Consider the following 22054-nt stretch of genomic DNA (forward strand, 5'->3'; position numbering starts at 1 on the left):
GCGGACAGACGACCTCCGACCTGGCGCGGCCGCCTTCATTGGCCAGGCCGGTGAGTTTATGGAGGGCTGGGAGATCGAGAGCGGCCCTTACGCCGGGCAACGGGCAATGCTGGTTCCGATGTCATGGGCGCTCAGGCTTGCGCCGATGTCCTGGGTTCCGGAATGCGATCTGGTCGAGGTGGCGAGATGACCGCCGAGGTCTTGTCGGACGACGACATATGGGAGATCGCCAAGGCCTACGGATTCGTCACCGGTGAGCGGTCTGCATACCTTCGACCGGAGCTGTGGCATATCCGTTTCGTAAGGGAACTCCAGTATCGGCACGCTGACTCGCTGGCCAGGGCAGCAAAGAACGTCGCAAGCCGAGACGTGCGAGCGCTCCTGCTGGGAGTGGCCGCGAACATGAAGCGAGCACGCTGAGCGTTGATCTAGACGAAGTCCATAACCCTGGGCATCCTCTGCCCGCGCGCATGCATCACAGGAGCAACCATGTCGGACGCACCCACCACCGCGGAACGCTACACGCGTGCCATGAACAGCAGTCACCTCGAGGTCGAGGACAAGCCGGGCGACGTCGACAAGTTGATCGCAGCGGGCTGGATTCGTGAAGGGCTCGCGACCTCGCTCTACCGTCTGCGTGCCGAGTTCGATCAGGCCGGCGGTGATGTGCGCCGGGTCGAGAGGACCTACAAGGTCATGCAGCAGGAGATCGACCGGGAATGCTTGGGCATGGCCCTCGGGCCGACACGCGCCAGGCAGTTGGCCGAAGAACTGGAGCGCCAGGTCGTCACCGACCGCGCGCTGATCTTGATCGAGTTGAAGACGCTGGCATCGACCAAGCACGCTCTGGGCTGCTACGCGCGGCAAGCGGCGGGGCGCCAGGGGCTGCAGAGCACGGCGGCCGAGATCAACGCTCTGACCGGTAAGGTGCTCGACATCTTCCTCGATCCGAACTGCCCGCACTGCGAGGGCCGCGGGTTCAACGGGGGCTACCGGGCGCCGCGGGTCTGGTGCACAAAGTGCGATCGCAGCGGCAAGCGACCGGTGAGGTTCGGCAAGGACATCGAGGAACAGCTGTTCGCGAGGTGGCTGCTCGCTGATCTCGACCGCAAGCTCTCAAATGTCGACAGCTTGATGAGGCGCTTCTTGCGGCAGCACGCCGGGTAGGGAAAGTCCGCAACTCTCGGTCTTCTTGCCTCTTGCGTATCAAGCATTGCTGTAATACAGTAATGCCATACACGCTGCAAACGGGGATCGACGATGGACAGCAAGCAAGTCAAGGCCGCATTCGGCGCCGCGGGCATCAAGGTTCGCGTGGCTGACCAGGGGTTGAAGTTCCGTGTGTGCACGCAGAACAGCGAACCCTACGCCGACCGTGCGGCAGCGAAGCGTGTGGCCGCCTCCTTGGGGTTGACCGACGTCTTCGCGGCACCGGGCGGGCAGTTCAGCCAGTCGCACGAGTTGATCGCTTACAAGCCGGGCTCGATCCGGCTCGTGTGAGACAGCTATGGCCGGATGGATCGTGATGCGACCGGTGTTTGTGCGAGAGCCCGGGCAAGCACCGCGCAGGGAATGGGAACCGGAGCCCGGGCTACCCGTGTTTGACACGCCGAACGCCGCGCGCCGGGCCTACATGGAGCGCTTGGACCCTGAGCTTGTGGGCACGCCGGACCAACACATCAAGCGCCATTTCGACGCGTGGCGGAGCAACGTTCGCGGCGCAAAGCTCGCCCGCGCCTGAGTCCGCCGCCCAGCATCGTGATCCATACAGCGAGACAACGCAGCAAGGACCGCAACATGAGCAAGACCCGCACCCTGTACCAGGTCCGCGTCAGCGAAGGCTTCGGCCGCTTCTTCACGCTGGGCCAGCGGTACACGACCCGCCGGCGCGCCGCACGCATCGCCCGGTGGCTGAACAAGCGCGGCCATGAAGCCCACATCAGCGCAGGCCAGGTGTACGTCACCGAAGGGATGCGCATCTAACCGCCCCGCAGGCCGCACCGGTATTCAACGCACTGCACATCATGAGCAACACGGAACACACGCCAGGGCCCTGGCTCTTCACCGACCCCGTAAAACCGTCCGGTGGTCGCTACATCCGGCAAGCACCGGAGACAGGCGGGGCGCATGAAATCGCCTTTGTTGGCTACTGGGAGACGCCGCGGGGAGAAGCCAATGCCCGCCTGATCGCCGCCGCGCCGGAGCTGCTGCGCGAGTTGCGGCGCGTTCACGCCGCACTAGGCGGCGAGTGCTTCGACTGGGGCCCGACGCTTGAAGTGATCGCCAAGGCCGGAGGTGCGGCATGAGCAACACGAAACACACGCCGGAGCCGGGCGACCTTCTCGACATGGCTTACATCAACAGCCTTCCGCAGCCGTTCATCGGCCGGATGTTGGGCGACGCCGAGTGGCCGATCTACGACATCGAGGTTCAAACCGGCCTTGTGCGCATCGACGTCTGCGGGCTGCTCGACGTAAAGCACATCGGCGATTTCAAACTCTTCCGAGACGACCTCGGCGTCGAGCACCGCGCAGAAAGCTTCTACGTCGATGCCCTGCCTGAGGAGCGGGCCTCCGGGGGCGCCGTGTGAAGCGACTCGGGGGCAAAGCGTGGTTCATCGCCCAAGGGCAGCGGGAGGCATCGCTTGGCCGCGCTCCGAAGTCCATCGCGCGCCAGCGGGACGTAGGCCTTGCGGGGTGGGCAATCGAAGCACGGCGACACGGCTGGCGGTTCCAGCGAATCGACCGATGGCGCGAGTGAGCTAAGGCACGAGGTCTGAGATGCCCCTGCTTTTTGGATGGAGGTTCGATCAGTGGTGCAAAGCGATCGACTACTACAACCGAGTGTCGGGGCAGGAACCGGTGGCGCCCGGGCTTTGGTATCAAGCGGCGCATCTTGATCGGGACGCACTGCAGGAGTTCTTCAAGGTCCGTCAGTTCTGGGCGTCGCGCCGAACTGACCAACCGCTCGACGTCGTGATCGAGATCGCATCCTGATCCCAGCTGCATGCCATGGAGGCATGCGAGTGTGATCCGCCGCCGGCCGGATGCCGGGAGACAACAAGGAGAGGTCGCTGTGGAAATGAGCAGCTACTACGTCGTCAGCGTGAACCACACGCACCGGCGGCACAAGTACATCACGTTCTGGCGCCCCGATGACCGCGGCTATTGCTGGGCGCTGAGCAACGCGGGCAAGTACGCAGAGGCCAATATCCGCGCGCACCTCGGCTACTACAACAGCGGTTGCAGCAGCATCGCGGTCCGATGCCAGATCGTCGACCCGCTCGGCGTCGCGCCGATCCCTGGCCATCATGACTTCGACGCTGGACCCGTGGTGGAGAACACCCGCGCCAACTGGAAGGTGCTGTTGGCCAACATGGTGACGCAGCCCCAATACAAGCCGCATCCCCTATTCAAGGGCGCCCGGCGGGCTGAATGGGAGATGGCATGAGCACGAGACAAAGCATGCTGGAACGTGTCGCTCGCGCGCTAACGCAGTCGCCGATCGAGGAACAGGAGGTGCTCATGAAGGACGGCCGCCCGTTCTGGCAGCTGTACCTGCCTGATGCCGTCGAGGCACTCAAGGCCCTACGGGAACCGACTCCGGAGATGGTGGATGCGTTTCACCGCGGCTTCTTGCAGGAGCTGCACAAGCCGGAGAAGAAGCGGACGTCCACCGCGGAGGCAGCGGGCATGAGGGCAATGATCGACGCGGCGTTGAAGGAACAGGCATGACACCGGAACAAGTGAAGGAAGCGCACCGCGTCGCGGACGAGCTGGACCTGTGGGCGGACCAGCTGCATAGCTTCATGGCCACAGCGAGTCGCTGTCGTGCCCGAACGGCGGCAACCCTTCTCCGCACCCTAGCGGCCGCGGCGCAGCGACTGGCGAAGGCAGAGCGCAGCCTAAGGCTGTCGGGCTACACGGACGAAGGCGGCGAGCTTTGGAAGCCCCCGCTAGGGCCGCTTCCTAAGTGGCTCAGGGCGGAACAGGAACCCCACGATTTCGAGATGTGGTGGAGCGAGCACGCCGCGGACAAGACACAAAGAGAAGCGTGGGCGGCGTACACGGCGGCGCGCGATGGCGCGACAGAGGTTTCGCCGGTGGCGGAAGATGGCTTCAGAGGCGACACGACCCACCTTGTGAACTGCATCGATGCTTTGCTGAAACTGGACGCCAAGGGCGTGTTGGTGCCTCACGGTATCGGCGGTCATGCGCGGCAGCTACTCGCGGCGGCATCTTCTCGATTGGCCGCTGCGCTCCCGCCGGCTGCGCAGCAGGGGGAGCCGGTGGGAGAGGTATTCACCATGGAAGCTCTCCATCCATCGGGCCATGTGCGAAGCCACGCCGCGCTGCGCAAGGCTCTGCCGGCCGGCACGCTGCTGTACACCTGCCCGCCGGCAGAGCCGGGCGAGGATCTGGCCGAATGGAAGCGTCGTGCGCTCGACGCCGAAGCCCGGGCGCGGGATTACGCGAACCGCATCGTTGCCATAGGGCATCTGTTTCTGGAGTCTGAGGAGTGCGCCGCGCCTTGCGAAATTGGCCGTGGTCTGGGGGTTGACGATGGGGCAGGGCAATGAACACTGAGACTCCTAGAGGAAACCTGCTCGCGCTGTCGTCCATGGTCTTCCCCGGTCAGAGCTACTGGACGAAGCAATTCGACTCGTACTACGGCGTTTGGGTCTGGACGATGCGCCGCCGACTACCAGGCGGTGACGTGCTGAAGTGCTGGTGCTCGGCCTCCCCTTGGGATCTGCAGGACCGCGCTCGCTTCGCCGCCCGGCTCCGGCGAGCCAGGGGGGATTTCAAGCGCCTGGCCGCGCTGGCGGAAAGGAAGACACCATGAAGCTACTCGCATCGACCGAGACCGTCCTCGTCTCGGCCCAGTCTCTCGACTCCCTGTGGCATGAGGCCGAGCATCTGGGCAAGGTGAGCGTGGACTCGACGTGGGGGGATGCCTACCGGGTTCGTATCTGCTTCGACCGGAAGTCGGGCACGACAGTATGGGCCGAGGGTCGGAACACGAAAATCGAGTTCGCGCTTGCCGACGCGATCAACGAGGCGCGCGAGATGGGTGCAGGCTGATGGATAGGAAGGCCCGACAGGAGCGATGGTGCTCGGCGTGCAAGCACTTCTCGCATGGCCAGTTTCCTCGGTATCACCGATGCCGGCACCCCGAAGGCGAGCTATTCGAGGCGGTCGCAAGGTGGCGGTCACAGAGCGAGGATTTCGGGCCTTGCGGCGCCTCGGGAAAGCTATTCGAGGCGAAGCACGTGCCGCTTGTCGAGCGAGTCGTGAAGTGGCTGGAGGAGTGATGAAACCGAGCCGGGTAGCGGTTGGTATGGCAGTGCGAGCGCTGCGTGAGGCGGCGCAGCTGTCGTCTGCAGGTCTGGCTGCGGTGGCCGGCGTGCACCCGAGCTCGCTGAGCAGGACCGAGAACGGGTTGCGAGATCTGGGGTTTGCCGAGGCTGTGGCAATTTCGGCGGCGACGAAGGTCAACCTCGGCGTGCTGGGCCAGATTGCCGCGTGCCTCGACGGCGGGCCGGTGGCTGAGATGGTGCGACAGAAGGCAGAGGCGGCCGCGCTTCTCGACGAACTGACGGCCGCCGCGCTCGATCACGCCGTGGCAGCCAGGCAGGAGGGATGAGTGATGGGCAAGAAGGTAAGCGAGCTAGAAGGCGCAGAGCTGGACCTGTGGGTGCTGCGGGCTGAGCGCGGCGACCCCGGGCTGGTGATCCGCGGCATCCCTCAACCGTACTCAACGGAGTGGAGCGTCGGCGGCCCAATCATCGAGAGGGAGCGGATTGAGCTGCATACGGGCTCCGCGGGGAAGCCGTTCTGGGTCGCCTACTGCGGCGCGGGCGACCTGAGAGGAACTGGAGACTCAGCGCTGACCGCCGCAATGCGCGCCTACGTCGCCTCGAAGTTTGGCGAAGAGGTGCCGGGATGAGAACCGGCGCTGCACCCGGAGACCGACAAGTGATCTCACTGCTCCAATTTCTGGTCAAAAGCAGCGTGGCAATCAGACGCTCCTGATATTGAGTAAATCCCTCGCGGGTATATTGTCTCTGCTATTTCTCTCAGATTACATCGCCGTTAATACGGATTAATCTTCTTCGGGATCAATCCTGATCGGAGAACGTTCGTGGCGCAACATGCCACCGGACGCGATGGATGTTCACATCCGAAGGAGATTTAGCATGACAAAACAATTGTCAGCAGCACTCGCATTGCTCCTCGCAACAGGCGGAGTGGCATATGCACAAACAATCCGCTTCGATAAGCCAAAGAGCGAGTTTCTTGCAACCTTTTGCGGAGGTGACGGTTATGAGGCCTCGGCAGAGTATTCCCGCTGGATGTCCCGCTCCCTCAATCAAACCCGGGCGGCGGGGATAAGCGACCGGGATGCCCTGGTGGCCCTCGAGATTTCGCACTGCGTCCCCGCCTTATGGGTCGACATGACCGCCACCGAGAAGTCGCAGTTCTGCAACGGCAATGAACTGTCCGGTACATACGCGGTTCGATTGAACGACGTCCTTCGTCGCGCTGAAGCTGTGGGCCTTGATTCACGGGAGGCTATCGCAGTAGTTCGGTCCCTCAACTGCGACACGGAACTTTTATCGGGGGCGCGATGAAACGACGAAAAGTTTTAAGCGTTGCTGGGTGCTCCTTGGTCGCTCAACTCGCCTGCCCGAGGCGGGTCAGCGCCGCACCGAAGCCAAGAGTTGCGCTGACGCTGCCAATGGAGGGGGTTCAAAGTGAAGTTGCGCGCGACCTCTTAACCGGGTACCAGCTCGCATTCGACCGCGCAGAAGATGAATACGATTTCCGCCTCCGTGTGTTGGTAGAAGAAGACCGGTCCAATCCGGCGCTGACTGCCAGGAACATTGAAGCATTCGCCAAGGATCGCACCATACTCGCCTCGACTGGAATCGTCGGCACCCCTCACGCAGAGGCCTGCCTTCCGATTGCCGAGGAGGCTGGCCTACCCATCATTGGGATTCGATCGGGCGCTGAGACGCTGCGAAAGGCGTCCACGACAGTGTTTCATCTCCGGGCGTCATATGAGGCAGAGATCACGCGAATGCTGGAAATGGTCCGTGGCGCGGGGCTTTCCAGAGTGTCCGTCTTGTACTCCGACGACAGCTTCGGCCAAGCGGCGTTGCACCACTTGGAGCGCGAGGCGGTGCGCCTGCAACTTGCCATACATCGATCCGTTGCCGCAGATCGAAATGGCGGCGACGTGAGGGAGAGGACGGCGACGCTGTTGGCTACGCCCGGCGCCCACGGTCTCATCCTGCTGATGATCACCCGGCCGATGCTCTCAGCGCTCGAGTTCGCGAGGAACGAGCACAGCTTTCTCGGTCCCATTTTCGCGATGAGCTTCGTGGCGAATCGCCAAGTTGGCTCGAGCCCCATGAAGGTGGCCACCGGTCTCGGCATGGTCTCGGCCTTTCCTTTGCCTCGCGTTGCGCGTGAAGCCCTGGCCGCCGACTTTCGGCAGCTTGCTATGGGGCGTGACGGGCTGGCAGAGAGCCTGACGGCGTTCGAGGGCTTCTTCTACGGTTCCACGATTGCCAGCGCGCTATTCTTGAGCAAGGCGCAGAGCCGCGAAGACCTGCTGTCGTGGCTCGAAAGGCGCCCGCTCAACGTGGGCGGGCTCGGGGTGTTGTTCGACGAGAAGCGTGTCGGCTTCCGCCACTTGCAGGTGGTCTACAAGAGCAATGACGGGACGCTCCGCATCTAGCGATGCTTCCCCCAGCGCGGCTCAACGCCGTGCTCGCGCAACTGCTTGCGAAGCGACCGGTTGTCGGCCGCCAGCGCGACAACGAGAAGCAGCAGAAGGGCCATCGACGCTCCCCCGCTGCCCAGCCATCTGGTCAGCAGGGCGAGCGAGCCCCAAGCGAAAGCCGCTGCGATGACCCCTGCGACGAGTAGCGCAGCCCTGTCCCGAACCGTCTTCATGCGATGGCCCGCGCTGCGTAGTTCGATCTCGAAGGCATCCGCGAGTCGTATATCTCCGGGTGCCGCGCCAAGTGGCCCGCGACGCGCGCCGTGTTGACACCTGCGTGGGACGCTGAAAACAGAATCTCGCTCAGCGTCAAGCCATTGCCCATGCATCGTGCTGTCGCAACGCCCAGGCTGCCGATCACGGCTCCCAAGTAGTACGACGCCTGCATTGCCCCCAGAGTGACCAGCTTATCGGCTCGAAGGCCGGCGCCGAGAAGTTCGCGCACCGTAACCTTGGAGCCGTACTTCTGGATGTACATCTCGAGGGCCGTGACGCTTCCCAGGGCCAAGGTCACGTTGCCATACATCTCCTTTGGAGCCGGTAAGTTGAGCGCTTCCATGTTCTCCCGGAAGTAGTCGAAGAACTTGTCGAAATTCGCCATGTACACCTCCCTATGGGTTGTTAGCGGACGCACACATGGTGGCACGGCCGGCTGGGCGCGGCGTCAGGAGATGTGACGCATTGCCTCATCTGGGGGGAGCCGTGCTGTCCAAGGTTGACAAACTGGCAATGTACGTATAATGGCGGTAGTCCAGAAAGGCAGAGCACCCCGGCCGCGAGCCGGAATCCTGAAAATCCGCAAGGGCCGTGCCCTCGAACGCCGCAAGCCGGCGCGCAGATTGGATGGGATTGCTCGCCCCTACAGAACCCGCTCCGGCGGGTTTTTGCGTTTCTGGGCCATCAGCGCAGCGCGTTGTTGGCAGCCCGCAAGGGTCCGCCCGACAGCCGAGAGATCGGAGCAAGCCGGGTCAGCGTGCTGCGCTGATGGTGCGGCGTGGAGAGAGAACACGCACATCTGGCGCGATGGCAATAGCGCCCTGTGAGACCTGCGCCTAGACAGCCGGCGAGCCCGGCCACCATCAACCATCACCGGTGCGGATTGAAGCCTGAAGAGTCCGGCGCCCGAATGCTTCGGCAGGGTCTAGGGCGGCATCTAGGAGACCGGTCCGGTCCGCAGCCGTGATGGTGAATGCGCAGTGCTGATGCGCGAGTCAGGGCGGACGCGCTAACCCCATAAGACACGCAAGCCGAGATCAGCGCCGGCCACCATCAAGGACTAGGCCCCTGCCCCTGTTAAGGGGGCGTCGTAAGTCGAGCCAGTGGTGCTCGTTGACGAGTGGTGAGAGCCCACCTGAGGGCACCAACCCAGCCCCTCGGCAGACACGCCGCGGGGCTTTCGCGTTTCTGGCGCTGCCTCACGAAGGCTGCCGCGCCCTCGTTGTGGAGTGACCCGAGCGGCAAGGGTCCCGGCTGTTAACCGGGCGTTCGGTGGTTCGATCCCACCCTCCACAGCCCCCTCATTCCTTCCGCGCGTGCGCCGCTCGGCGTCATGCGCACCGGTTGGGCCCGAGGCCAAGAGCGCCGGCGATCACCAATGCCGCAGTTGCTCGCTCGCGTAGCACATGAGCACGTCCATGCGCCTGGTTCTGCTCTTGAGCCTCGGTCCCGCCCACCTCTCCTCCTCACCCCCCCACGCCGAGCAGTACCTGGCGCCGTCCGAAGGACCTGCCATGCACATGACCGAGTTGTCCCTTTGCGTTGACGAGGGCGGGAAGTCATACCGCATACCGATTGGGAATGCGAGTGTGATGTCGCCGGCGTTGGACGCCCCTTCCGCGCTGGTGACCGTTGATGTCAATACCTACGTGCGCAAGGGCAAGACGGCCCCAGCTGCGGACCGAACGGGCAAAGACATCCTGCTGCTTGCCGGGAACCAGTACCGGCTCTACGGCTGGAAGCCGGGAGAGCGGCTGGCATTTGCGACGCAAGACGCGAGCGTCTCCGGCGTTGTTCATCTCACCGAGGGCGTCTGAGATGGCAATCGCTCGACTCCCCGGCGGCGGCCAAACCGGTGGCAGCGCGCCGGGCGACTCTCTTTTCACGGTGTCGGAGGCGTCTCGCGTCAAAGGGATGTTTCCCAGCCTACGCGACCACTTCCGCGATGCCGTCGAGATCCTGCTCGACATGTCGAACGCCGACACGCCTGAAGAGCAGACACAGCGGGTGCAGGCCGCGCTCAACGACGTCGGCGCGAATCGCAAGTACCGGATCAAGCTCTGCTCTGTGCGGCATGGGGTGGTGTTCCTGAGCGAGCCTCTGCGCTGGCGCAACGACACCCTGCTCGAGGGCGACTTCGGGCTCGGGTACGGATACATCTACTTCCGTCCCATCGGTCCGTTCCCTGCCTTCACGACCTACAGCAGCTTGGGCACGTACCGGCATCCGACCCACCCGGAGGTACTCGCCGGAACACACCCGGTCGGCTGGTCAGGCGCGCAGCGAACGAACGTCACCCGCATCGCCATGCGCAACATCGGGTTCAACGGCGCCGAACTCTCGCCGGGCGTGTCCGGGACCACCCTGGCGGAGCGCAAAACGCTGCTGAACGATGACTGGCCGTACCTGCTCGACATGGACGGCATGTCGCTCGTGTACCTCGAGAACATCTCGGTTGTCGGGGACATGGCGAACGGCTCGACGAAGCGGGTGTTCAACGGCATCCGGACCGGTCTCATGGACTGTTTCCGGGCCCGCAATTTGAAGATGATGGAGATCGCGGGCAAGTATTTCCACCTCGGCTGCGGCAACAGCGGCGAGATCCTGTTCGACGGCTGCAATTTCGAGTCGGTGCCAAACGACGAGGGAGCTCTCGGCGGCGTGATCGACGGACACACGACTGGCGGCCTCGAGCGCTCGATGCAGTACGCCGGCGGGCCAAGCGTGTCCTTCGTGGGCACGACGCAGTTCGAGCGCGCAGGGACGATCTACATCAACAGTGGCGGCGTCTTGATGCAGGGCGTCGCCGGTGCTGGCACGTCGCTGGTCCTTGGGCCGAAGTCAACAAACTGCCACATCGACGAGCGCTGCTCGTTCGGCACCATCCTGAACCTCGGGATGGGCAACAAGGTCGGTAGGTTCTACGACACAGACGGAAGCGCAGCCTTGTTCCCTGCGCCGGCGAGCGATCCCGTCAACAGCGTTTCCGTGCCGGGCCAGCCCGGGCAGGAGTGGCTGCTCCGCACGCAGTGGTGCCACAACACGACGCACAACGAACTGACGACGGACTACAAGGATTCGTTCATCAGCTATTGGGCCGACAACGGCGGCACGCCCACTCGGTTGCACACCTCGCAGACGGTCGATCTGAAACCGAACGGCGATGACACCGAGGCGATCAAGCGCGATCGCAGCACACACACCCAGCTGGTGCGCGTGCCGACGGGCAGCACCCGGGTGATGGTGCGCGGTGGCGACCCGGCGACGCTGCATGGCGGCCTGATCCTCAACGTCGCAGCATGGCCGAGCCATTTGCGCAACGGCCAGTTCTCAGGGCTGACGGGCGGGCAGACGTACACCGGCAGCCACGTGTCGAACTGGACCCTGTGGTCCGGCACGTCAGCGAAGTACGACACCACCGATCCGGAATGCCCGGTGCTGTTGCTGAACTGGGCGAGCGGGCCCGGTGAGATCGGGCAGCCGCTGCGCGGGCAGGTGGGCAAGACGTACAAGATCCTGGCCTTGGTCAAGGGTGACCTGAAACTGGCGATCGGCACGATTGCGGATGGCCGGGTCGGCTTCAAGCTCCTGATGGAGCAAGGCAACGAGCTCGCCTGCTACAAGCCCGGCCTGAAGCTGATCGAGCTGGAGTACCGGTTCAGGGCTGGATTCCAAGGCGCTCGGCTTTCGATCGGCAACGTCAAGGCGCCGGCTGCCGACAGCGCCGGCGTCGCCTGGGTGGCAATGATCGACCCGGAGGCCCCGCCCACGCTCTACACACGAGGCGCGCCCACCGCGACCAACGTCGTGCCTGGGACGATCGCCAAGGAAATCGCGCCGGCCGCCGGGCAGCCCACCGAGTGGGAATTCACCGTCGACAACGTGTGGAAGGCCAGGACCACCCTCGCCGCGTAACCCCCAACCTCAATCCTCCCGCCTCGCCGCTTCGGCCGCCCGGGCCATAGGCAACAAGGGAGGCCGAGCCGTGGATCGGAAACCGCGGCCCGTAAGCCGGTCAGTGGGCAAACACCGGCAGTCCCCCGATGTGGAACGAGCCGCCAGGTAGCCTCCCTACCCGGAGGGCGGCAGGCGGGGGCACCCCAACCAGGAGAGCGCCATGGCGAACACCTTCCGCAAACCCGGCGATCCGTTGCCGCCCGCAGGCGAACCGAGGTACGCCACCGGCGGGCCGGTGGCGGGCGGGCGCCGGTGGCTGCACGGTGAGCACGGCGAGCAGCGCATGCCGCCCCTCTCTTACGAGGCCGTGCAGCGCATGCTCGCCCGGCACGCGGTCCCCAACGGGCGGGTCAAGGTCGAGGTCGTGCTGCCGCCGCCCCCCGCGCTTCAAATCTGCACGGGCCCCAACAAGCCGCCCCGCACGCCAAGCGAAGCGCAGACCAACGCTCGCCAGAACGCGGAGACGGTGCGCTCGGTAGCCAGCAGGATGGCCGAGCAGGGGAGCACGGTGCACTTCAGCGATCAGGCGCTGCAATGGCTGCGTCAGCACGCCAAGCTGCTGCCGAACCTCCTCGACCTCCCCTCGCTCCCGCCGGCCGGCAAGAAGACGCCGAGCCCGAATGCAAAGCCGGCGATCTCCGGCCTCACAACCGTTCAAGAGGGCCGGTTCCGCGGCGCCGGCTTCTGCGATGGGGCGTAAGTCAAAGCTGACCGAGCGGCAATGGGAAGACATCGGCCGCCGGTTGCTGGCAGGTGAGAAGGGCAGGGCACTCGCCAAGGAATACGGGGTCGCAGAGTCGACCATCCGCGAACGCTTTTCCGCGCTGCACGGAAAGGTGAAAGACGTTGCAAATCAAATGGTTGCAACAGAGCAGGCGCTGAAGGCGTTGCCCATTTCCGCGCAAATTGCCGCGCACGACCTCGCTGCGCAGTTACGGTCGATCTCCATGCACCTGGCCAGCGCGGCGAACTACGGTGCGGCCACGGCGCACCGGCTCTCTGGGATCGCCCACGCCAAGGTGCAGGAGATCGACGACGTCTCGCCGCTGGACGACGACAGCCGCAAGGCACTCCAGGACGTGGCGGTGCTGACCAAGATGGCCAACGAGTCCAGCACGATCGGGATCAACCTGCTGAGCGCCAACAAGGAGACGGTGAAGGAGATCCAGCGGCAGCAGCGGCCCAGACCGGCGCGCGTGGCCGTCGATGTGGTCGACGCCGGTATCCCGGATGCCGACGCTTAACCGGCCGCAGGCCAGATTCCTCGCGCTTGAAACCAAGTTCAAGGCACTTGTCAGCGGGTTCGGTGTAGGGAAGACCTGGGCGGGCTGCGCCGAGTTGTGCAAGCTTGCGTGGGAGTGGCCGGGCGTCAACGCGGGGTACTTCGCCCCGACGTACCCGATGATCCGGGACATCTTCTTCCCGACGATGGAAGAGGTGGCCGCGGACTGGGGCCTCGAGGTCGACCTCAACGAGAGCAACAAGGAGGTTCACCTCTACGCCGCCGGCGAGTACCGCAGCACCGTGATCTGCCGCTCGATGGAGAACCCCGGCACGATCGTCGGGTTCAAGATCGGCCGGGCCTTGGTCGACGAGCTGGACATCCTGACCAAGGTGAAGGCCGAGCAGGCGTGGCGCAAGATCATTGCCCGCCTGCGCCAGACCGAGGATGGCCTGGTAAACGGGGTGAGCGTCACGACTACCCCCGAGGGTTTCAAGTTCGTCTATGACCAGTTCGTCAAGCAGGTGCGCGAGCGCCCGGAACTGGCGTCGCTCTACGGCCTGGTGCAGGCGAGCACCTACGAGAACGCGAAGAACCTGCCGGCCGACTACATCTCGTCGCTGCGCGCCAGCTACCCGCCGCAGCTGATCGAGGCGTACATCCGAGGCCGCTTCACCAACCTGACCAGCGGCAGCGTCTACCCCAACTTCGACCGCCGGCTCAACCACACCGACGACCAGATCAGGCCCGGCGACGTGCTGCACGTCGGCATGGACTTCAACGTCATGAAGATGGCGGCGATCCTGTTCGTGGTGCGCGACGGGCTACCGCACGCTGTGGCCGAGCTCACGGAAGTTCGGGATACGCCGACGATGGCGCAGATGCTGAAGGACCGGTACCAGGCGAAAGGGCATGAGTTGGTCGTCTACCCGGACGCCAGCGGCAAGAACACCAGCAGCAAGAACGCGAGCGAGTCCGACCTGTCCATCCTGCGCCAGGCCGGGCTGATGGTGCAGGCGAGCACGCAGAACCCAGCCGTCCGCGATCGCGTCAACGCCGTGAACGCGCTGATCCTCAACGACATGGGCGTCCGCCGGCTGAAGGTCAACACCCGCACCTGCCCGGTCTACACCGAGGCGCTCGAGCAGCAGCCGCTGGACACGCACGGCGAGCCGGACAAAAAAACCGGCCATGACCACCCGAACGACGCCGGCGGCTACTTCCTCGTCCATCACTGGCCAATCGCGCGCCCCACCGCCACCGTTTCGAGCCTCCGGGCCTGATGCCTATGACGAAATCCGTTGCCGAGTGCTCCCCGGCTGTCTCCGCCATGCAGGACGCGTGGAACCTCGTCGCCACGCTGCTCGGTGGCACCACCGCCATGCGCCACGCCGGCGAGCAGTACCTGCCGAAGTGGCCGAACGAGGACCCCGAGTCCTACCAGTGCCGCCTCCAGACCGCCACGCTTTTCCCGGCATTCAGCCGCACCGTCGAGACCCTCACCGGCAAACCGTTCTCGAAACCCCTCAAGGTGAACGACGACGTGCCGCCGCGGATCGCCGAGCTGCTCGCCGACGTCGACCTGCAGGGGCGCAACCTCCACAGCTTCGCGGCCGACATGATGCAGATCGCGCTGGGCTATGGCCTGGGCGGCATCCTTGTCGAGTTCCCTCGCGCCGAGGGCATCAAGACGTTGGAGCAGGAGCGCGCCGCCGGCGTGCGCCCGTACTTCGTGGCAATCCGGCCACAGCAGCTGCTGGGCTGGAAGTCTCAGCGCGTCAACGGCAAGGAGATGCTGACGCAGCTGCGGTTCATGGAGTGCGTCGAAGAAGACGAAGGTGATTACGGAACCAAGGTCGTCGACCAAGTACGCGTGCTCAAGCGCGATGGCTGGGAGACGCACCGCAAGAACGCTCGGAGCGAATGGGAGTTGCACGAGCAAGGGAAAACGACGATCGGATTCATCCCGTTCGTGCCGGTCTATGGCGCCCGCACCGCGTTCATGACCGCCAAGCCGCCGTTGATCGAACTGGCGCACATGAACGTGAAGCACTGGCAGTCTCAGTCCGACCAAGACACGCTGCTGCATGTGGCGCGCGTGCCGGTGCTGACGGTGATCGGCGGCCCACAGGGGATGAACCCGGACGGGACCCGCAAGCGGTTCGAACTCACCATCGGGGCCTCGGCCGCCGTCGAGCTTCCGCAGGGTGCCGATCTCAAGTACGTCGAGCACTCCGGCAAGGCGATCGAGGCCGGCAAGGTGGCGCTCGACGACCTGAAGGAAGAAATGCGGCAGGCCGGCGCGGAACTGCTGGTGATCAAGCCCGGCGACATGACCGCCACGGAGGCCTCGACGGAGAACGCGGTGGCGATGTGCGCGCTGCAGCGGATCACGAACGACCTGAAAGACGCCCTCGACCTCGCGCTGTCGTACATGGCCGCCTGGATCAAGGAGCCGAAGGGCGGGAGCGTGACGCTGTTCACCGACTTCGGCGCCGCCACGCTGGCCGATGCCTCCGCGCAGCTGCTGCTGTCGGCCAACATCGCCGGCAAGATCAGCGACGAGACCCTGCGCGGCGAGTTCAAGCGCCGCGCCATCCTCTCGCCCGAGGTAAACGAGGAAGAAGAGAAGCAGCGACTGGAAGAGCAGGGGCCGGCGCTGGGCGAGATGGGCGAGGACGATGCCGACGGTAAACGAGCAGCTGCGTGATGCCGAGGTCGGCCACCAGGTCGACCTGCAGCTGTACGCCAACGGCGTCGTCCGGCGCCTGATCGCGCTGCTCAACCGCGTCGACGCCGACCTGTTCGCCCAGCTGCAGGCCGCGCTCGAGCGGCTGGACGACGGGCGGTTCTCCGTCGAGCGTCTGGACGCGCTGCTGGAATCGGTGCGTGCGCTGAACGCCCAGGCCTACCAGGTGCTGCACACCGAGCTGCAGGGCGACCTGCGGGCGCTGGCCGAGTACGAGGCGGGCTACCAGTTCGAACTGTTCCGCGACGTCCTGCCGGTGCAGATCAGCGTCGCCCGGGTCTCCGCCGATCAGGTGTACGCCGCCGCGTTCTCCCAGCCTTTCCGAGGCCGGCTGCTGCGCGAGTGGGCGGCCGGCATCGAGCAGAACCGGATGGTCCGCATCCGAGACGCAGTGCGGATGGGCGTCGTCGAGAACCAGACGAACGCGCAGATCGTGCAGCGCATCCGCGGCACCCGGGCGCTGAAGTACACCGACGGCCTGATCGAGATCGACCGGCGCGACGCCAATTCGGTGGTTCGCACCGCGGTGCAGCACGTGGCGGCGCATGCCCGGGAGACGTTCTACGCAGCAAACGAGGATCTCGTGAAGGCGGTCGTGTGGTCGGCCACCCTGGACAGCCGGACCAGCGAGTTGTGCCGCATCCGCGACGGCCTGCAGTACACCCAGAAGACGCACAAGCCGATCGGGCACAAGATCCCCTGGCTGGGCGGCCCCGGCCGGCTGCACTGGTGCTGCCGCAGTTCCTCGACACCGGTGGTCAAGAGCTGGCAGGAACTGGGGCTCGACCTGGGCGAGGCGCCCGCGGGAACCCGGGCCAGCATGGACGGCCAGGTGCCGGCGGAAACGACCTACGCCGAGTGGCTGAAGCGCCAAAGCGGCGCCCGGCAAGACCAGATCCTCGGCCCGGAGCGCGGCAAGCTGCTGCGGCAGGGCGGGCTGACGCTGGACAAGTTCTACAACGAAAAGGGGCGGTACCTGACCCTCGAGCAGCTGCGCGAGCGCGACGCGGCGGCGTTCCGACGGGCCGGGCTGTAGCGGGCCGGCGGCGGCGGTAGACTTGCCGCGTGCCGAAACCCAGCCTCCACGTCATCTCCGGATCGCCGGCCCCCGACGGCCCGCATAAGCGCGCCAAGGAGCGCCGGAAGGCTGACGCCCGCCCGGCGGAACTGATCCAGTGCCACCGGTGCGGCGGCCGCGAGGTGATCGAGGCGAAGGTCGGGGTGCTGCTCAAGGACGGGCGGCCTACCGGCGGCACGAAGGCGCTGCTGTGCGCCTGCTGTCTGCTCAGGGGCGAAAGGGTGGTGCTGGGGTGAAGTACAAGCCGCGTATCCGGCGCACCGACAACGGCTGGTCGTGCATTGGCTTGGGCAAGGAAGGCAACGGCCGCACACCTCGCGGGGCGTACTTCGATTGGCTCAACGAAGCCAGTTTCTACCCCTACTTCTGAACCTCTGAAGCCCGCCATAGCGCCCGTCCATGAGCACTGTCACAGACATCATCCTCGTCACGTTCTTCAATGACGGTTCACAGGGCGATGACGGACATCAGAACGTGGATGCGCTCAACCAGTGGCTCCTCTCGACCCGCCCGAGTCCGCGTGATCAACTCGTTCGCGTTGACAACCGCGCTGGAGGCGGGAAGGTCATGCAGTGCGAGGTATGGATGGCCGCTATCAACTGGCTCGACGAGAAAGCGTTCGAGCAGGCTGTCCGCAGCATCAACTGGGCGCACCGAGACTGCGTGCAGCTCTTCATGAAGAGCGAGAACGCAGACCGGTTCCGCGTCATCAATTTCGACGACTGAGCCATACGGACACAAGAAGGCCGCCATAGCGCGGACTTTCGCCTGACCTGACCCCTGAACAACCGAAGCCCGCCCCGTGCGGGCTTCTTCGTTTGCGGCCCCGTGGAGCAATCCCCGGGGCCGTTTTCATTGCCTGGACGCGGATGCAGAAGGGCGCATCGGGCCGGATGGCCCACCCGCACTGAGGGCGGATGCCCAAGGAAACAGCACCAACCATGAAGCTGAAACTCACCCCCGAAGGCCACGCAGTTGTCGTCGACGGAAAGCCCGTCTACGTGCACGACGACGGGAAGGAGATCCCGTTCGACGCCGTGGGCACCGTCGCGCGCATCAGCGCGCTGAACGCCGAGGCGAGGGGCCATCGTGAAGCCAAGGAAGCGGCGGAAGCCAAAGCCAAGGCCTTCGATGGGCTCGACCCGGAGGCAGCGCGCAAGGCTGTGGAGACGGTCAAGAACATCGACGACAAGAAGCTGGTGGATGCCGGCCAGGTCGAACAGGTTCGCGCCGCCGCCGTGAAGGCCTATGAGGACCGCCTGAAGGCCGCCGAGACCACGCATGCGTCGCAGCTCAACGAGCTGAACAGCAAGTTGGAGAAGGTGGTCGGCCAACTCCACGGCGAACTGATCGGGGGCAACTTCGCTCGCTCGAAGTTCATCGCCGACAAGGTGGCCATCCCCGCCGACATGGTTCAGGCCGCCTTCGGCCGGAACTTCAAGGTCGAGGACGGCAAGGTCGCTGCCTACGACAACGCAGGCAACCGCATCTTCTCCCGCACCCGGCCCGGCGATCCCAACGTCGACTTCGACGAGGCGCTCGAAATCCTGGTGGACAGCTACCCGCACAAGGCAGCAATCCTCAAGGGCTCGGGCGCGTCGGGAGGCGGCGCCCAGGGTGGCAGCGGTGCTGGCGGGAAGAAGACGTACACCCGTGCGCAGATCGACAACATGTCGCCCGCCGATGCGATGGCCGCCTCCAAGGCAATCCGCAGCGGCGAAGCAGTCATCAGCGACTGATCCAACCCCTCCGCAACCACGAGCCCGCCATGAGCGGGCTTTTTCGTTTCTGAAAGGTCCCTCATGGCCAATACCCTCACCCGGATGATCCCGGACCTGTACGAGTCGCTGGACATCGTGTCGCGCGAGCTCGTCGGCCTCATCCCGTCGTGCACGATGGACGCCAACGCTTCGCGCGCCGCCGTGAACCAGGACGTGGTCGTCGACATCGCGCCCACCTCCGTCGCTTCCGACATCGTCCCGGGCGTCACTGCCCCGAACGATGGCGATCAGAACATCGGGAACACGACGATCCGCATCACCAAGTCCCGGGCCGTCCCGTTCCGCTGGAACGGCGAAGAGCAGAAAGGCGTGAACAGCGGCGCCGGCTACGCGAACATCCGCAACAAGCAGATGCAGCAGGCCATGCGCACGCTGACCAACGAGGTGGAAGCCGACCTGGCCGCCGAGCACATTCGCGCCTCCCGCGCCTACGGCACGCCGGGCACCACGCCGTTTGCGACCAACCTCGGCGAAACCGCACAGGTCCGCAAGATCCTGGCCGACAACGGTTCGCCGATGGGTGACCTGCAGCTGGTGATCGACACGACCGCCGGCGCCAACATGCGCACCCTCTCCAACCTGAGCAAGGCCAACGAGGCGGGCGACACCAGCCTGCTGCGCCAAGGCGTGCTGCTCGACGTCCATGGCTTCGCGATCCGCGAGTCGGCGCAGATCAAGACCCCGGCCAAGGGCACCGGTGCTGGCTATCTGGTCAACAACGGCGCGGGCTATCCGATCGGCGCCACCTCGATCGCGGTGGACACCGGCACCGGCACCATCGTGGCGGGCGACGTGATCACCTTCGCCGGTGACGCGAACAAGTACCTCGTCGCCACGGCGCTCGCCGGCGGTGTGGTGGTCCTTGCCGAGCCCGGCCTGCGCCAGGCGGTTGCGGACAACACGGCGATCACGGTCGCCAATGCCGCAACCCGCAACATGGCCTTCGACCGCGGCGCCCTCGTGCTGGCGTGCCGCGCCCCGGCCCGCCCGGAAGAGGGCGACCAGGCCGAGGACGTCGTGATCGTGACCGATCCGCGCTCGGGCCTGAGCTTCGAGGTTGCGCTCTACAAGCAGTACCGCCAGGTCCGGTACGAGATGTCCCTCGCATGGGGCAGCAAGCTCATCAAGCCGGCCCACTCCGCGCTGCTGCTCGGCTGATCGGCTGAGCCTGACGGGAAGCGCCTGGGGCTCCGGCCCCGGGCCTTTCTCCACCTCTTCAGGAGAACGACATGGCAGGAATCTCGAAGGCTGAGCGCGAGCGGCGTGCAGCAGAAGCGGCTGCGGCCGGGCAGGACGACGTGGAGCAGGTTGCACACGACGCAGAGCAGGACGCCGGCGAGCCCGAGCAGGCGACCGGGCAGGTCAAGACCGTCCGCATGGTGCTCAACGAGCCCGAGCCGACCGGCCGCCCGACCGCGGCGGACGTGCATCCCGACGAGGTCGAGAACTGGAAGGCCCACGGTTGGACCTTGGCCGAGTGATTCACCAGGAGCGCTGACATGGCCCTTGTGACCGAAGACGGAACCGGCCGGGCCGACGCGGAAAGCTACTGCTCCGTCGCGTTTGCCGACACCTACCACGACGCCCGCGGCCGGGCCGCCACCTGGACGGCGCTCCAACTCGACGTGAAAGAGCGGTGCCTGCGCCTGGCCACTGACTACATGCTGCAGGCCTACCGCGAGGCGTGGGCCGGGCAGCGTGCGACGTTCGATCAGGCACTCGACTGGCCCCGGGCCTGGGTGCCGAAGAAGGATGCGCCGAGCGGCTATGCGTCCCACGCTGCCTACTACGCGAGCGACGCAGTGCCGGTCGAGGTGCAGAAAGCCTGCGCGGAACTCGCGTTCAAAGCGGCCACCGGCACCGACCTGGCGCCCGACATCGGGCCGCAGGTGACCAGCAAGACCGTGGGGCCCATCTCTGTGACCTACGCCGCCGGCGCGCGGCAGCAGGTGGTCTACCAGGCGGTGGGCGGCCTGCTCGCGCCGCTGCTCGCGCACAGCGGCTCGCAGATCCGGGTGGTGCGCTCGTGATCGGCGGCTGGTTCGTCGTCAACACCGACTGGGCCCGCCGGCGCACGCCGGCCACGCAACTCCACGTGCTGCCGCTCGCCGACCTGCGAGAGCACCAGCCCAACGCTCGATGCTGGTGCCACCCGGTGCAGGACGAGGACGAGTTCAACGTGGTCGTGCACACCAGCCTCGACGGGCGCGAGGCGTTCGAATCCGGGGAAAGGAAGCCGTCATGACTTGCACGAGTTCGACCGTCCTCTCGCTCGCGCAGCCGGTGGTCGACAAGACGGAGGCGCTGGCCGTTCTCGAATCGCTCCGTGATGCCGTCGAGCGCGGTGAGATCAAGGCCTTCGCATGCGTCGGCCTGGCGTCGGATCACTCGACCCGGATGTGGTCGGCGACTGTGACGAAGACGACCCGACTCGAGCTGATCGGTGCCATGACCCACATGCTGCACTGCTACGAGGCGGGTCGGGCATGAGCTTCTACACCGAGATGGCGCAGACGGCGCAGGCTCTTCTGCAGGAGTTCGGCGCGGCGGCCACCATCAGCCGGCAGACGCCCGGCGAGTACGACCCGGCCGCCGGTGCTCCGTCAGTGGTGGACACGAGCCAGAACGTCGCCGCAGCTGTCTTCCCCTACGGGGACCGCTTCATCGACGGCACGCTGATCCTCGCCGGCGACCAGCAGGCCTTCGTCGGCGCCGTTGGCGCGACCGAGCCGCAGCCCGGCGACACCTTCCTCTGGGCCGGCACGGCCTACAAAGTCATCAAGGCCAAGATCCTCGGGCCGGCGGGCAGCGCCGTCCTGTACGAGCTGCAGGTCCGCCGTGGGTAAATGGTCGATCCCCATCGACCGCCTGGCCGAGAGCGCCAAAGGCGACATCGAGACGGTGACGCGCAAGGTCACGCTCGACCTGTTCGCCCGGGTTGTTCAGCGCTCACCTGTCGACACCGGCCGCTTCAAGGGCAACTGGAACGTCAACTTCGGCGCGCCCGACACCTCGACGACTGAGGTGGCGCATGCCAGCCGCGGCGACGCCGAGGCCCGCAAGGCGCTCTCGCTGCCTGTCGGCGGCACCGTTTACCTCACCAACAGCCTGCCCTACGCCCATCGGCTGGAGTACGGCTGGTCGAAACAAGCACCGCAAGGGATGGTCCGCTTGACCGTCCAGGAATACGCCGAGGCCATCCAGAAGGCCCTCGCAAGCCGCTGACGTCTCGCGTCTGCCGGCACCGCGGCCGCGTCCTA

34 protein-coding genes and 1 tRNA gene are annotated in these 22054 nt (G+C 65.5%); 34 read left to right on the forward strand and 1 reads right to left on the reverse strand.

The features are described 5' to 3' along the window. Window positions 1-186: 186 nt before the first annotated feature. From AAW51_RS10555 to AAW51_RS10625, 15 genes are all read left to right on the forward strand, one after another. The gene (locus tag AAW51_RS10555; RefSeq protein WP_047194587.1) at window positions 187-420 is read left to right on the forward strand and encodes a hypothetical protein; all 234 of its coding nucleotides are present in this window, start codon (window positions 187-189) and stop codon (window positions 418-420) included. A gap of 69 nt (window positions 421-489) precedes the next feature. Further along, on the forward strand, window positions 490-1167 hold the full coding sequence (locus AAW51_RS10560; protein WP_047194588.1) for a hypothetical protein: 678 nt from the start codon (window positions 490-492) through the stop codon (window positions 1165-1167). 93 nt (window positions 1168-1260) lie between these two features. Continuing rightward, the gene (locus AAW51_RS10565) at window positions 1261-1500 is read left to right on the forward strand and encodes a hypothetical protein (protein ID WP_047194589.1); all 240 of its coding nucleotides are present in this window, start codon (window positions 1261-1263) and stop codon (window positions 1498-1500) included. Window positions 1501-1797: 297 nt separating this feature from the next. Continuing rightward, entirely contained in the window at window positions 1798-1983 is a 186-nt protein-coding gene (locus AAW51_RS10570) for a hypothetical protein (RefSeq protein ID WP_047194590.1), read from the forward strand. Window positions 1984-2024: 41 nt separating this feature from the next. Further along, complete coding sequence (locus AAW51_RS10575; protein ID WP_047194591.1) at window positions 2025-2306, forward strand: hypothetical protein; 282 nt, start codon at window positions 2025-2027, stop codon at window positions 2304-2306. Continuing rightward, complete coding sequence (locus AAW51_RS10580; protein ID WP_047194592.1) at window positions 2303-2590, forward strand: hypothetical protein; 288 nt, start codon at window positions 2303-2305, stop codon at window positions 2588-2590. Before AAW51_RS10575 ends, AAW51_RS10580 begins: the two co-directional genes overlap by 4 nt. Before the next feature lie 190 nt (window positions 2591-2780). Further along, window positions 2781-2996, forward strand: a complete 216-nt coding sequence (locus AAW51_RS10585) for a hypothetical protein (RefSeq protein ID WP_047194593.1) — start codon at window positions 2781-2783, stop codon at window positions 2994-2996. A gap of 79 nt (window positions 2997-3075) precedes the next feature. Continuing rightward, the gene (locus AAW51_RS10590) at window positions 3076-3450 is read left to right on the forward strand and encodes a hypothetical protein (RefSeq protein WP_169788004.1); all 375 of its coding nucleotides are present in this window, start codon (window positions 3076-3078) and stop codon (window positions 3448-3450) included. 14 nt (window positions 3451-3464) lie between these two features. Continuing rightward, complete coding sequence (locus tag AAW51_RS10595; RefSeq protein WP_047194595.1) at window positions 3465-3734, forward strand: hypothetical protein; 270 nt, start codon at window positions 3465-3467, stop codon at window positions 3732-3734. Further along, a complete protein-coding gene (locus AAW51_RS10600; RefSeq protein WP_047194596.1) occupies window positions 3731-4579 on the forward strand; it encodes a hypothetical protein in 849 nt (282 codons plus the stop codon). The genes AAW51_RS10595 and AAW51_RS10600 overlap by 4 nt, the downstream gene beginning before the upstream one ends. Window positions 4580-4841: 262 nt before the next feature. Continuing rightward, the gene (locus AAW51_RS10610; RefSeq protein ID WP_047194598.1) at window positions 4842-5084 is read left to right on the forward strand and encodes a hypothetical protein; all 243 of its coding nucleotides are present in this window, start codon (window positions 4842-4844) and stop codon (window positions 5082-5084) included. Between the two features lie 229 nt (window positions 5085-5313). After that, complete coding sequence (locus tag AAW51_RS30435; RefSeq protein ID WP_047194599.1) at window positions 5314-5646, forward strand: helix-turn-helix domain-containing protein; 333 nt, start codon at window positions 5314-5316, stop codon at window positions 5644-5646. Between the two features lie 3 nt (window positions 5647-5649). Beyond that, a complete protein-coding gene (locus AAW51_RS10620; RefSeq protein WP_083438682.1) occupies window positions 5650-5949 on the forward strand; it encodes a phage protein NinX family protein in 300 nt (99 codons plus the stop codon). A gap of 250 nt (window positions 5950-6199) precedes the next feature. Further along, window positions 6200-6634, forward strand: a complete 435-nt coding sequence (locus AAW51_RS29875) for a hypothetical protein (RefSeq protein ID WP_157359775.1) — start codon at window positions 6200-6202, stop codon at window positions 6632-6634. A gap of 35 nt (window positions 6635-6669) precedes the next feature. Next, complete coding sequence (locus AAW51_RS10625; RefSeq protein ID WP_169788005.1) at window positions 6670-7746, forward strand: ABC transporter substrate-binding protein; 1077 nt, start codon at window positions 6670-6672, stop codon at window positions 7744-7746. 214 nt (window positions 7747-7960) lie between these two features. Here the strand turns inward: AAW51_RS10625 and AAW51_RS10635 are convergent, their stop codons facing one another. After that, window positions 7961-8392 (reverse strand): hypothetical protein, encoded by a 432-nt coding sequence (locus tag AAW51_RS10635; protein WP_047194602.1) that lies wholly within the window; start codon window positions 8390-8392, stop codon window positions 7961-7963. Window positions 8393-9230: 838 nt separating this feature from the next. Between AAW51_RS10635 and AAW51_RS10640 the strand changes: the two genes are divergently transcribed. The 19 genes from AAW51_RS10640 to AAW51_RS10725 all read left to right on the forward strand — a co-directional run bounded on the left by AAW51_RS10640 (window position 9231) and on the right by AAW51_RS10725 (window position 22019). Then, window positions 9231-9303, forward strand: a tRNA-Asn gene (locus AAW51_RS10640). Between the two features lie 218 nt (window positions 9304-9521). Continuing rightward, complete coding sequence (locus AAW51_RS10645; protein ID WP_157359777.1) at window positions 9522-9824, forward strand: hypothetical protein; 303 nt, start codon at window positions 9522-9524, stop codon at window positions 9822-9824. Beyond that, entirely contained in the window at window positions 9799-11922 is a 2124-nt protein-coding gene (locus AAW51_RS10650) for a hypothetical protein (protein ID WP_157359779.1), read from the forward strand. The genes AAW51_RS10645 and AAW51_RS10650 overlap by 26 nt, the downstream gene beginning before the upstream one ends. A gap of 202 nt (window positions 11923-12124) precedes the next feature. After that, entirely contained in the window at window positions 12125-12664 is a 540-nt protein-coding gene (locus AAW51_RS10655) for a hypothetical protein (RefSeq protein WP_047194605.1), read from the forward strand. Further along, complete coding sequence (locus AAW51_RS30725) at window positions 12654-13208, forward strand: helix-turn-helix domain-containing protein (protein ID WP_238947822.1); 555 nt, start codon at window positions 12654-12656, stop codon at window positions 13206-13208. Before AAW51_RS10655 ends, AAW51_RS30725 begins: the two co-directional genes overlap by 11 nt. Beyond that, window positions 13195-14469 carry a terminase large subunit domain-containing protein gene (locus AAW51_RS10665; protein ID WP_047194606.1) on the forward strand — a complete coding sequence of 425 codons (1275 nt, stop codon included), beginning with the start codon at window positions 13195-13197 and terminating at the stop codon, window positions 14467-14469. The genes AAW51_RS30725 and AAW51_RS10665 overlap by 14 nt, the downstream gene beginning before the upstream one ends. Window positions 14470-14567: 98 nt before the next feature. Continuing rightward, window positions 14568-15896 carry a DUF4055 domain-containing protein gene (locus AAW51_RS10670; protein ID WP_238947823.1) on the forward strand — a complete coding sequence of 443 codons (1329 nt, stop codon included), beginning with the start codon at window positions 14568-14570 and terminating at the stop codon, window positions 15894-15896. After that, window positions 15868-16971 (forward strand): phage minor head protein, encoded by a 1104-nt coding sequence (locus AAW51_RS10675; protein ID WP_047197644.1) that lies wholly within the window; start codon window positions 15868-15870, stop codon window positions 16969-16971. Before AAW51_RS10670 ends, AAW51_RS10675 begins: the two co-directional genes overlap by 29 nt. Before the next feature lie 29 nt (window positions 16972-17000). After that, a complete protein-coding gene (locus AAW51_RS10680; RefSeq protein ID WP_047194608.1) occupies window positions 17001-17249 on the forward strand; it encodes a hypothetical protein in 249 nt (82 codons plus the stop codon). Then, on the forward strand, window positions 17246-17383 hold the full coding sequence (locus AAW51_RS29885; RefSeq protein WP_157359781.1) for a hypothetical protein: 138 nt from the start codon (window positions 17246-17248) through the stop codon (window positions 17381-17383). The genes AAW51_RS10680 and AAW51_RS29885 overlap by 4 nt, the downstream gene beginning before the upstream one ends. Window positions 17384-17412: 29 nt before the next feature. Beyond that, window positions 17413-17739, forward strand: coding sequence for a hypothetical protein (locus AAW51_RS10685; protein ID WP_047194609.1), 327 nt, complete (start codon window positions 17413-17415; stop codon window positions 17737-17739). 191 nt (window positions 17740-17930) lie between these two features. Continuing rightward, window positions 17931-18752, forward strand: a complete 822-nt coding sequence (locus AAW51_RS10690; protein WP_238947824.1) for a DUF6651 domain-containing protein — start codon at window positions 17931-17933, stop codon at window positions 18750-18752. A gap of 63 nt (window positions 18753-18815) precedes the next feature. Continuing rightward, window positions 18816-19952: a major capsid protein gene (locus AAW51_RS10695; protein WP_047194611.1), complete on the forward strand. Its 1137-nt coding sequence runs from the start codon at window positions 18816-18818 to the stop codon at window positions 19950-19952. Window positions 19953-20023: 71 nt separating this feature from the next. Further along, window positions 20024-20275: a hypothetical protein gene (locus tag AAW51_RS10700; RefSeq protein ID WP_047194612.1), complete on the forward strand. Its 252-nt coding sequence runs from the start codon at window positions 20024-20026 to the stop codon at window positions 20273-20275. An 18-nt stretch (window positions 20276-20293) separates the two neighbouring features. Continuing rightward, a complete protein-coding gene (locus AAW51_RS28045) occupies window positions 20294-20824 on the forward strand; it encodes a DnaT-like ssDNA-binding protein (protein WP_053013471.1) in 531 nt (176 codons plus the stop codon). After that, complete coding sequence (locus tag AAW51_RS10710) at window positions 20821-21039, forward strand: hypothetical protein (RefSeq protein ID WP_053013472.1); 219 nt, start codon at window positions 20821-20823, stop codon at window positions 21037-21039. Before AAW51_RS28045 ends, AAW51_RS10710 begins: the two co-directional genes overlap by 4 nt. Next, on the forward strand, window positions 21036-21284 hold the full coding sequence (locus tag AAW51_RS10715; protein WP_047194613.1) for a hypothetical protein: 249 nt from the start codon (window positions 21036-21038) through the stop codon (window positions 21282-21284). The genes AAW51_RS10710 and AAW51_RS10715 overlap by 4 nt, the downstream gene beginning before the upstream one ends. Further along, entirely contained in the window at window positions 21281-21640 is a 360-nt protein-coding gene (locus AAW51_RS10720) for a hypothetical protein (RefSeq protein ID WP_053013473.1), read from the forward strand. Before AAW51_RS10715 ends, AAW51_RS10720 begins: the two co-directional genes overlap by 4 nt. Further along, a complete protein-coding gene (locus tag AAW51_RS10725; protein WP_047194614.1) occupies window positions 21633-22019 on the forward strand; it encodes an HK97 gp10 family phage protein in 387 nt (128 codons plus the stop codon). The genes AAW51_RS10720 and AAW51_RS10725 overlap by 8 nt, the downstream gene beginning before the upstream one ends. The last annotated feature ends 35 nt before the right edge of the window (window positions 22020-22054 follow it).

This window comes from Caldimonas brevitalea (genome assembly GCF_001017435.1).
Classification (GTDB): Bacteria; Pseudomonadota; Gammaproteobacteria; order Burkholderiales; family Burkholderiaceae_C; genus Caldimonas; species Caldimonas brevitalea.

What these genes read in the sequence shown, in the direction of transcription:
- AAW51_RS10555 (WP_047194587.1), top strand. Translation starts at nt 187, where the DNA reads ATGACCGCCGAGGTCTTGTCGGACGACGACATATGGGAGATCGCCAAG.
- AAW51_RS10560 (WP_047194588.1), top strand. Translation starts at nt 490, where the DNA reads ATGTCGGACGCACCCACCACCGCGGAACGCTACACGCGTGCCATGAAC.
- AAW51_RS10565 (WP_047194589.1), top strand. Translation starts at nt 1,261, where the DNA reads ATGGACAGCAAGCAAGTCAAGGCCGCATTCGGCGCCGCGGGCATCAAG.
- AAW51_RS10570 (WP_047194590.1), top strand. Translation starts at nt 1,798, where the DNA reads ATGAGCAAGACCCGCACCCTGTACCAGGTCCGCGTCAGCGAAGGCTTC.
- AAW51_RS10575 (WP_047194591.1), top strand. Translation starts at nt 2,025, where the DNA reads ATGAGCAACACGGAACACACGCCAGGGCCCTGGCTCTTCACCGACCCC.
- AAW51_RS10580 (WP_047194592.1), top strand. Translation starts at nt 2,303, where the DNA reads ATGAGCAACACGAAACACACGCCGGAGCCGGGCGACCTTCTCGACATG.
- AAW51_RS10585 (WP_047194593.1), top strand. Translation starts at nt 2,781, where the DNA reads ATGCCCCTGCTTTTTGGATGGAGGTTCGATCAGTGGTGCAAAGCGATC.
- AAW51_RS10595 (WP_047194595.1), top strand. Translation starts at nt 3,465, where the DNA reads ATGCTGGAACGTGTCGCTCGCGCGCTAACGCAGTCGCCGATCGAGGAA.
- AAW51_RS10600 (WP_047194596.1), top strand. Translation starts at nt 3,731, where the DNA reads ATGACACCGGAACAAGTGAAGGAAGCGCACCGCGTCGCGGACGAGCTG.
- AAW51_RS10610 (WP_047194598.1), top strand. Translation starts at nt 4,842, where the DNA reads ATGAAGCTACTCGCATCGACCGAGACCGTCCTCGTCTCGGCCCAGTCT.
- AAW51_RS30435 (WP_047194599.1), top strand. Translation starts at nt 5,314, where the DNA reads ATGAAACCGAGCCGGGTAGCGGTTGGTATGGCAGTGCGAGCGCTGCGT.
- AAW51_RS10620 (WP_083438682.1), top strand. Translation starts at nt 5,650, where the DNA reads ATGGGCAAGAAGGTAAGCGAGCTAGAAGGCGCAGAGCTGGACCTGTGG.
- AAW51_RS29875 (WP_157359775.1), top strand. Translation starts at nt 6,200, where the DNA reads ATGACAAAACAATTGTCAGCAGCACTCGCATTGCTCCTCGCAACAGGC.
- AAW51_RS10635 (WP_047194602.1), bottom strand. Translation starts at nt 8,392, where the DNA reads ATGGCGAATTTCGACAAGTTCTTCGACTACTTCCGGGAGAACATGGAA.
- AAW51_RS10645 (WP_157359777.1), top strand. Translation starts at nt 9,522, where the DNA reads ATGCACATGACCGAGTTGTCCCTTTGCGTTGACGAGGGCGGGAAGTCA.
- AAW51_RS10655 (WP_047194605.1), top strand. Translation starts at nt 12,125, where the DNA reads ATGGCGAACACCTTCCGCAAACCCGGCGATCCGTTGCCGCCCGCAGGC.
- AAW51_RS30725 (WP_238947822.1), top strand. Translation starts at nt 12,654, where the DNA reads ATGGGGCGTAAGTCAAAGCTGACCGAGCGGCAATGGGAAGACATCGGC.
- AAW51_RS10665 (WP_047194606.1), top strand. Translation starts at nt 13,195, where the DNA reads ATGCCGACGCTTAACCGGCCGCAGGCCAGATTCCTCGCGCTTGAAACC.
- AAW51_RS10670 (WP_238947823.1), top strand. Translation starts at nt 14,568, where the DNA reads ATGCGCCACGCCGGCGAGCAGTACCTGCCGAAGTGGCCGAACGAGGAC.
- AAW51_RS10675 (WP_047197644.1), top strand. Translation starts at nt 15,868, where the DNA reads ATGCCGACGGTAAACGAGCAGCTGCGTGATGCCGAGGTCGGCCACCAG.
- AAW51_RS10685 (WP_047194609.1), top strand. Translation starts at nt 17,413, where the DNA reads ATGAGCACTGTCACAGACATCATCCTCGTCACGTTCTTCAATGACGGT.
- AAW51_RS10690 (WP_238947824.1), top strand. Translation starts at nt 17,931, where the DNA reads ATGCCCAAGGAAACAGCACCAACCATGAAGCTGAAACTCACCCCCGAA.
- AAW51_RS10695 (WP_047194611.1), top strand. Translation starts at nt 18,816, where the DNA reads ATGGCCAATACCCTCACCCGGATGATCCCGGACCTGTACGAGTCGCTG.
- AAW51_RS10700 (WP_047194612.1), top strand. Translation starts at nt 20,024, where the DNA reads ATGGCAGGAATCTCGAAGGCTGAGCGCGAGCGGCGTGCAGCAGAAGCG.
- AAW51_RS28045 (WP_053013471.1), top strand. Translation starts at nt 20,294, where the DNA reads ATGGCCCTTGTGACCGAAGACGGAACCGGCCGGGCCGACGCGGAAAGC.
- AAW51_RS10715 (WP_047194613.1), top strand. Translation starts at nt 21,036, where the DNA reads ATGACTTGCACGAGTTCGACCGTCCTCTCGCTCGCGCAGCCGGTGGTC.
- AAW51_RS10720 (WP_053013473.1), top strand. Translation starts at nt 21,281, where the DNA reads ATGAGCTTCTACACCGAGATGGCGCAGACGGCGCAGGCTCTTCTGCAG.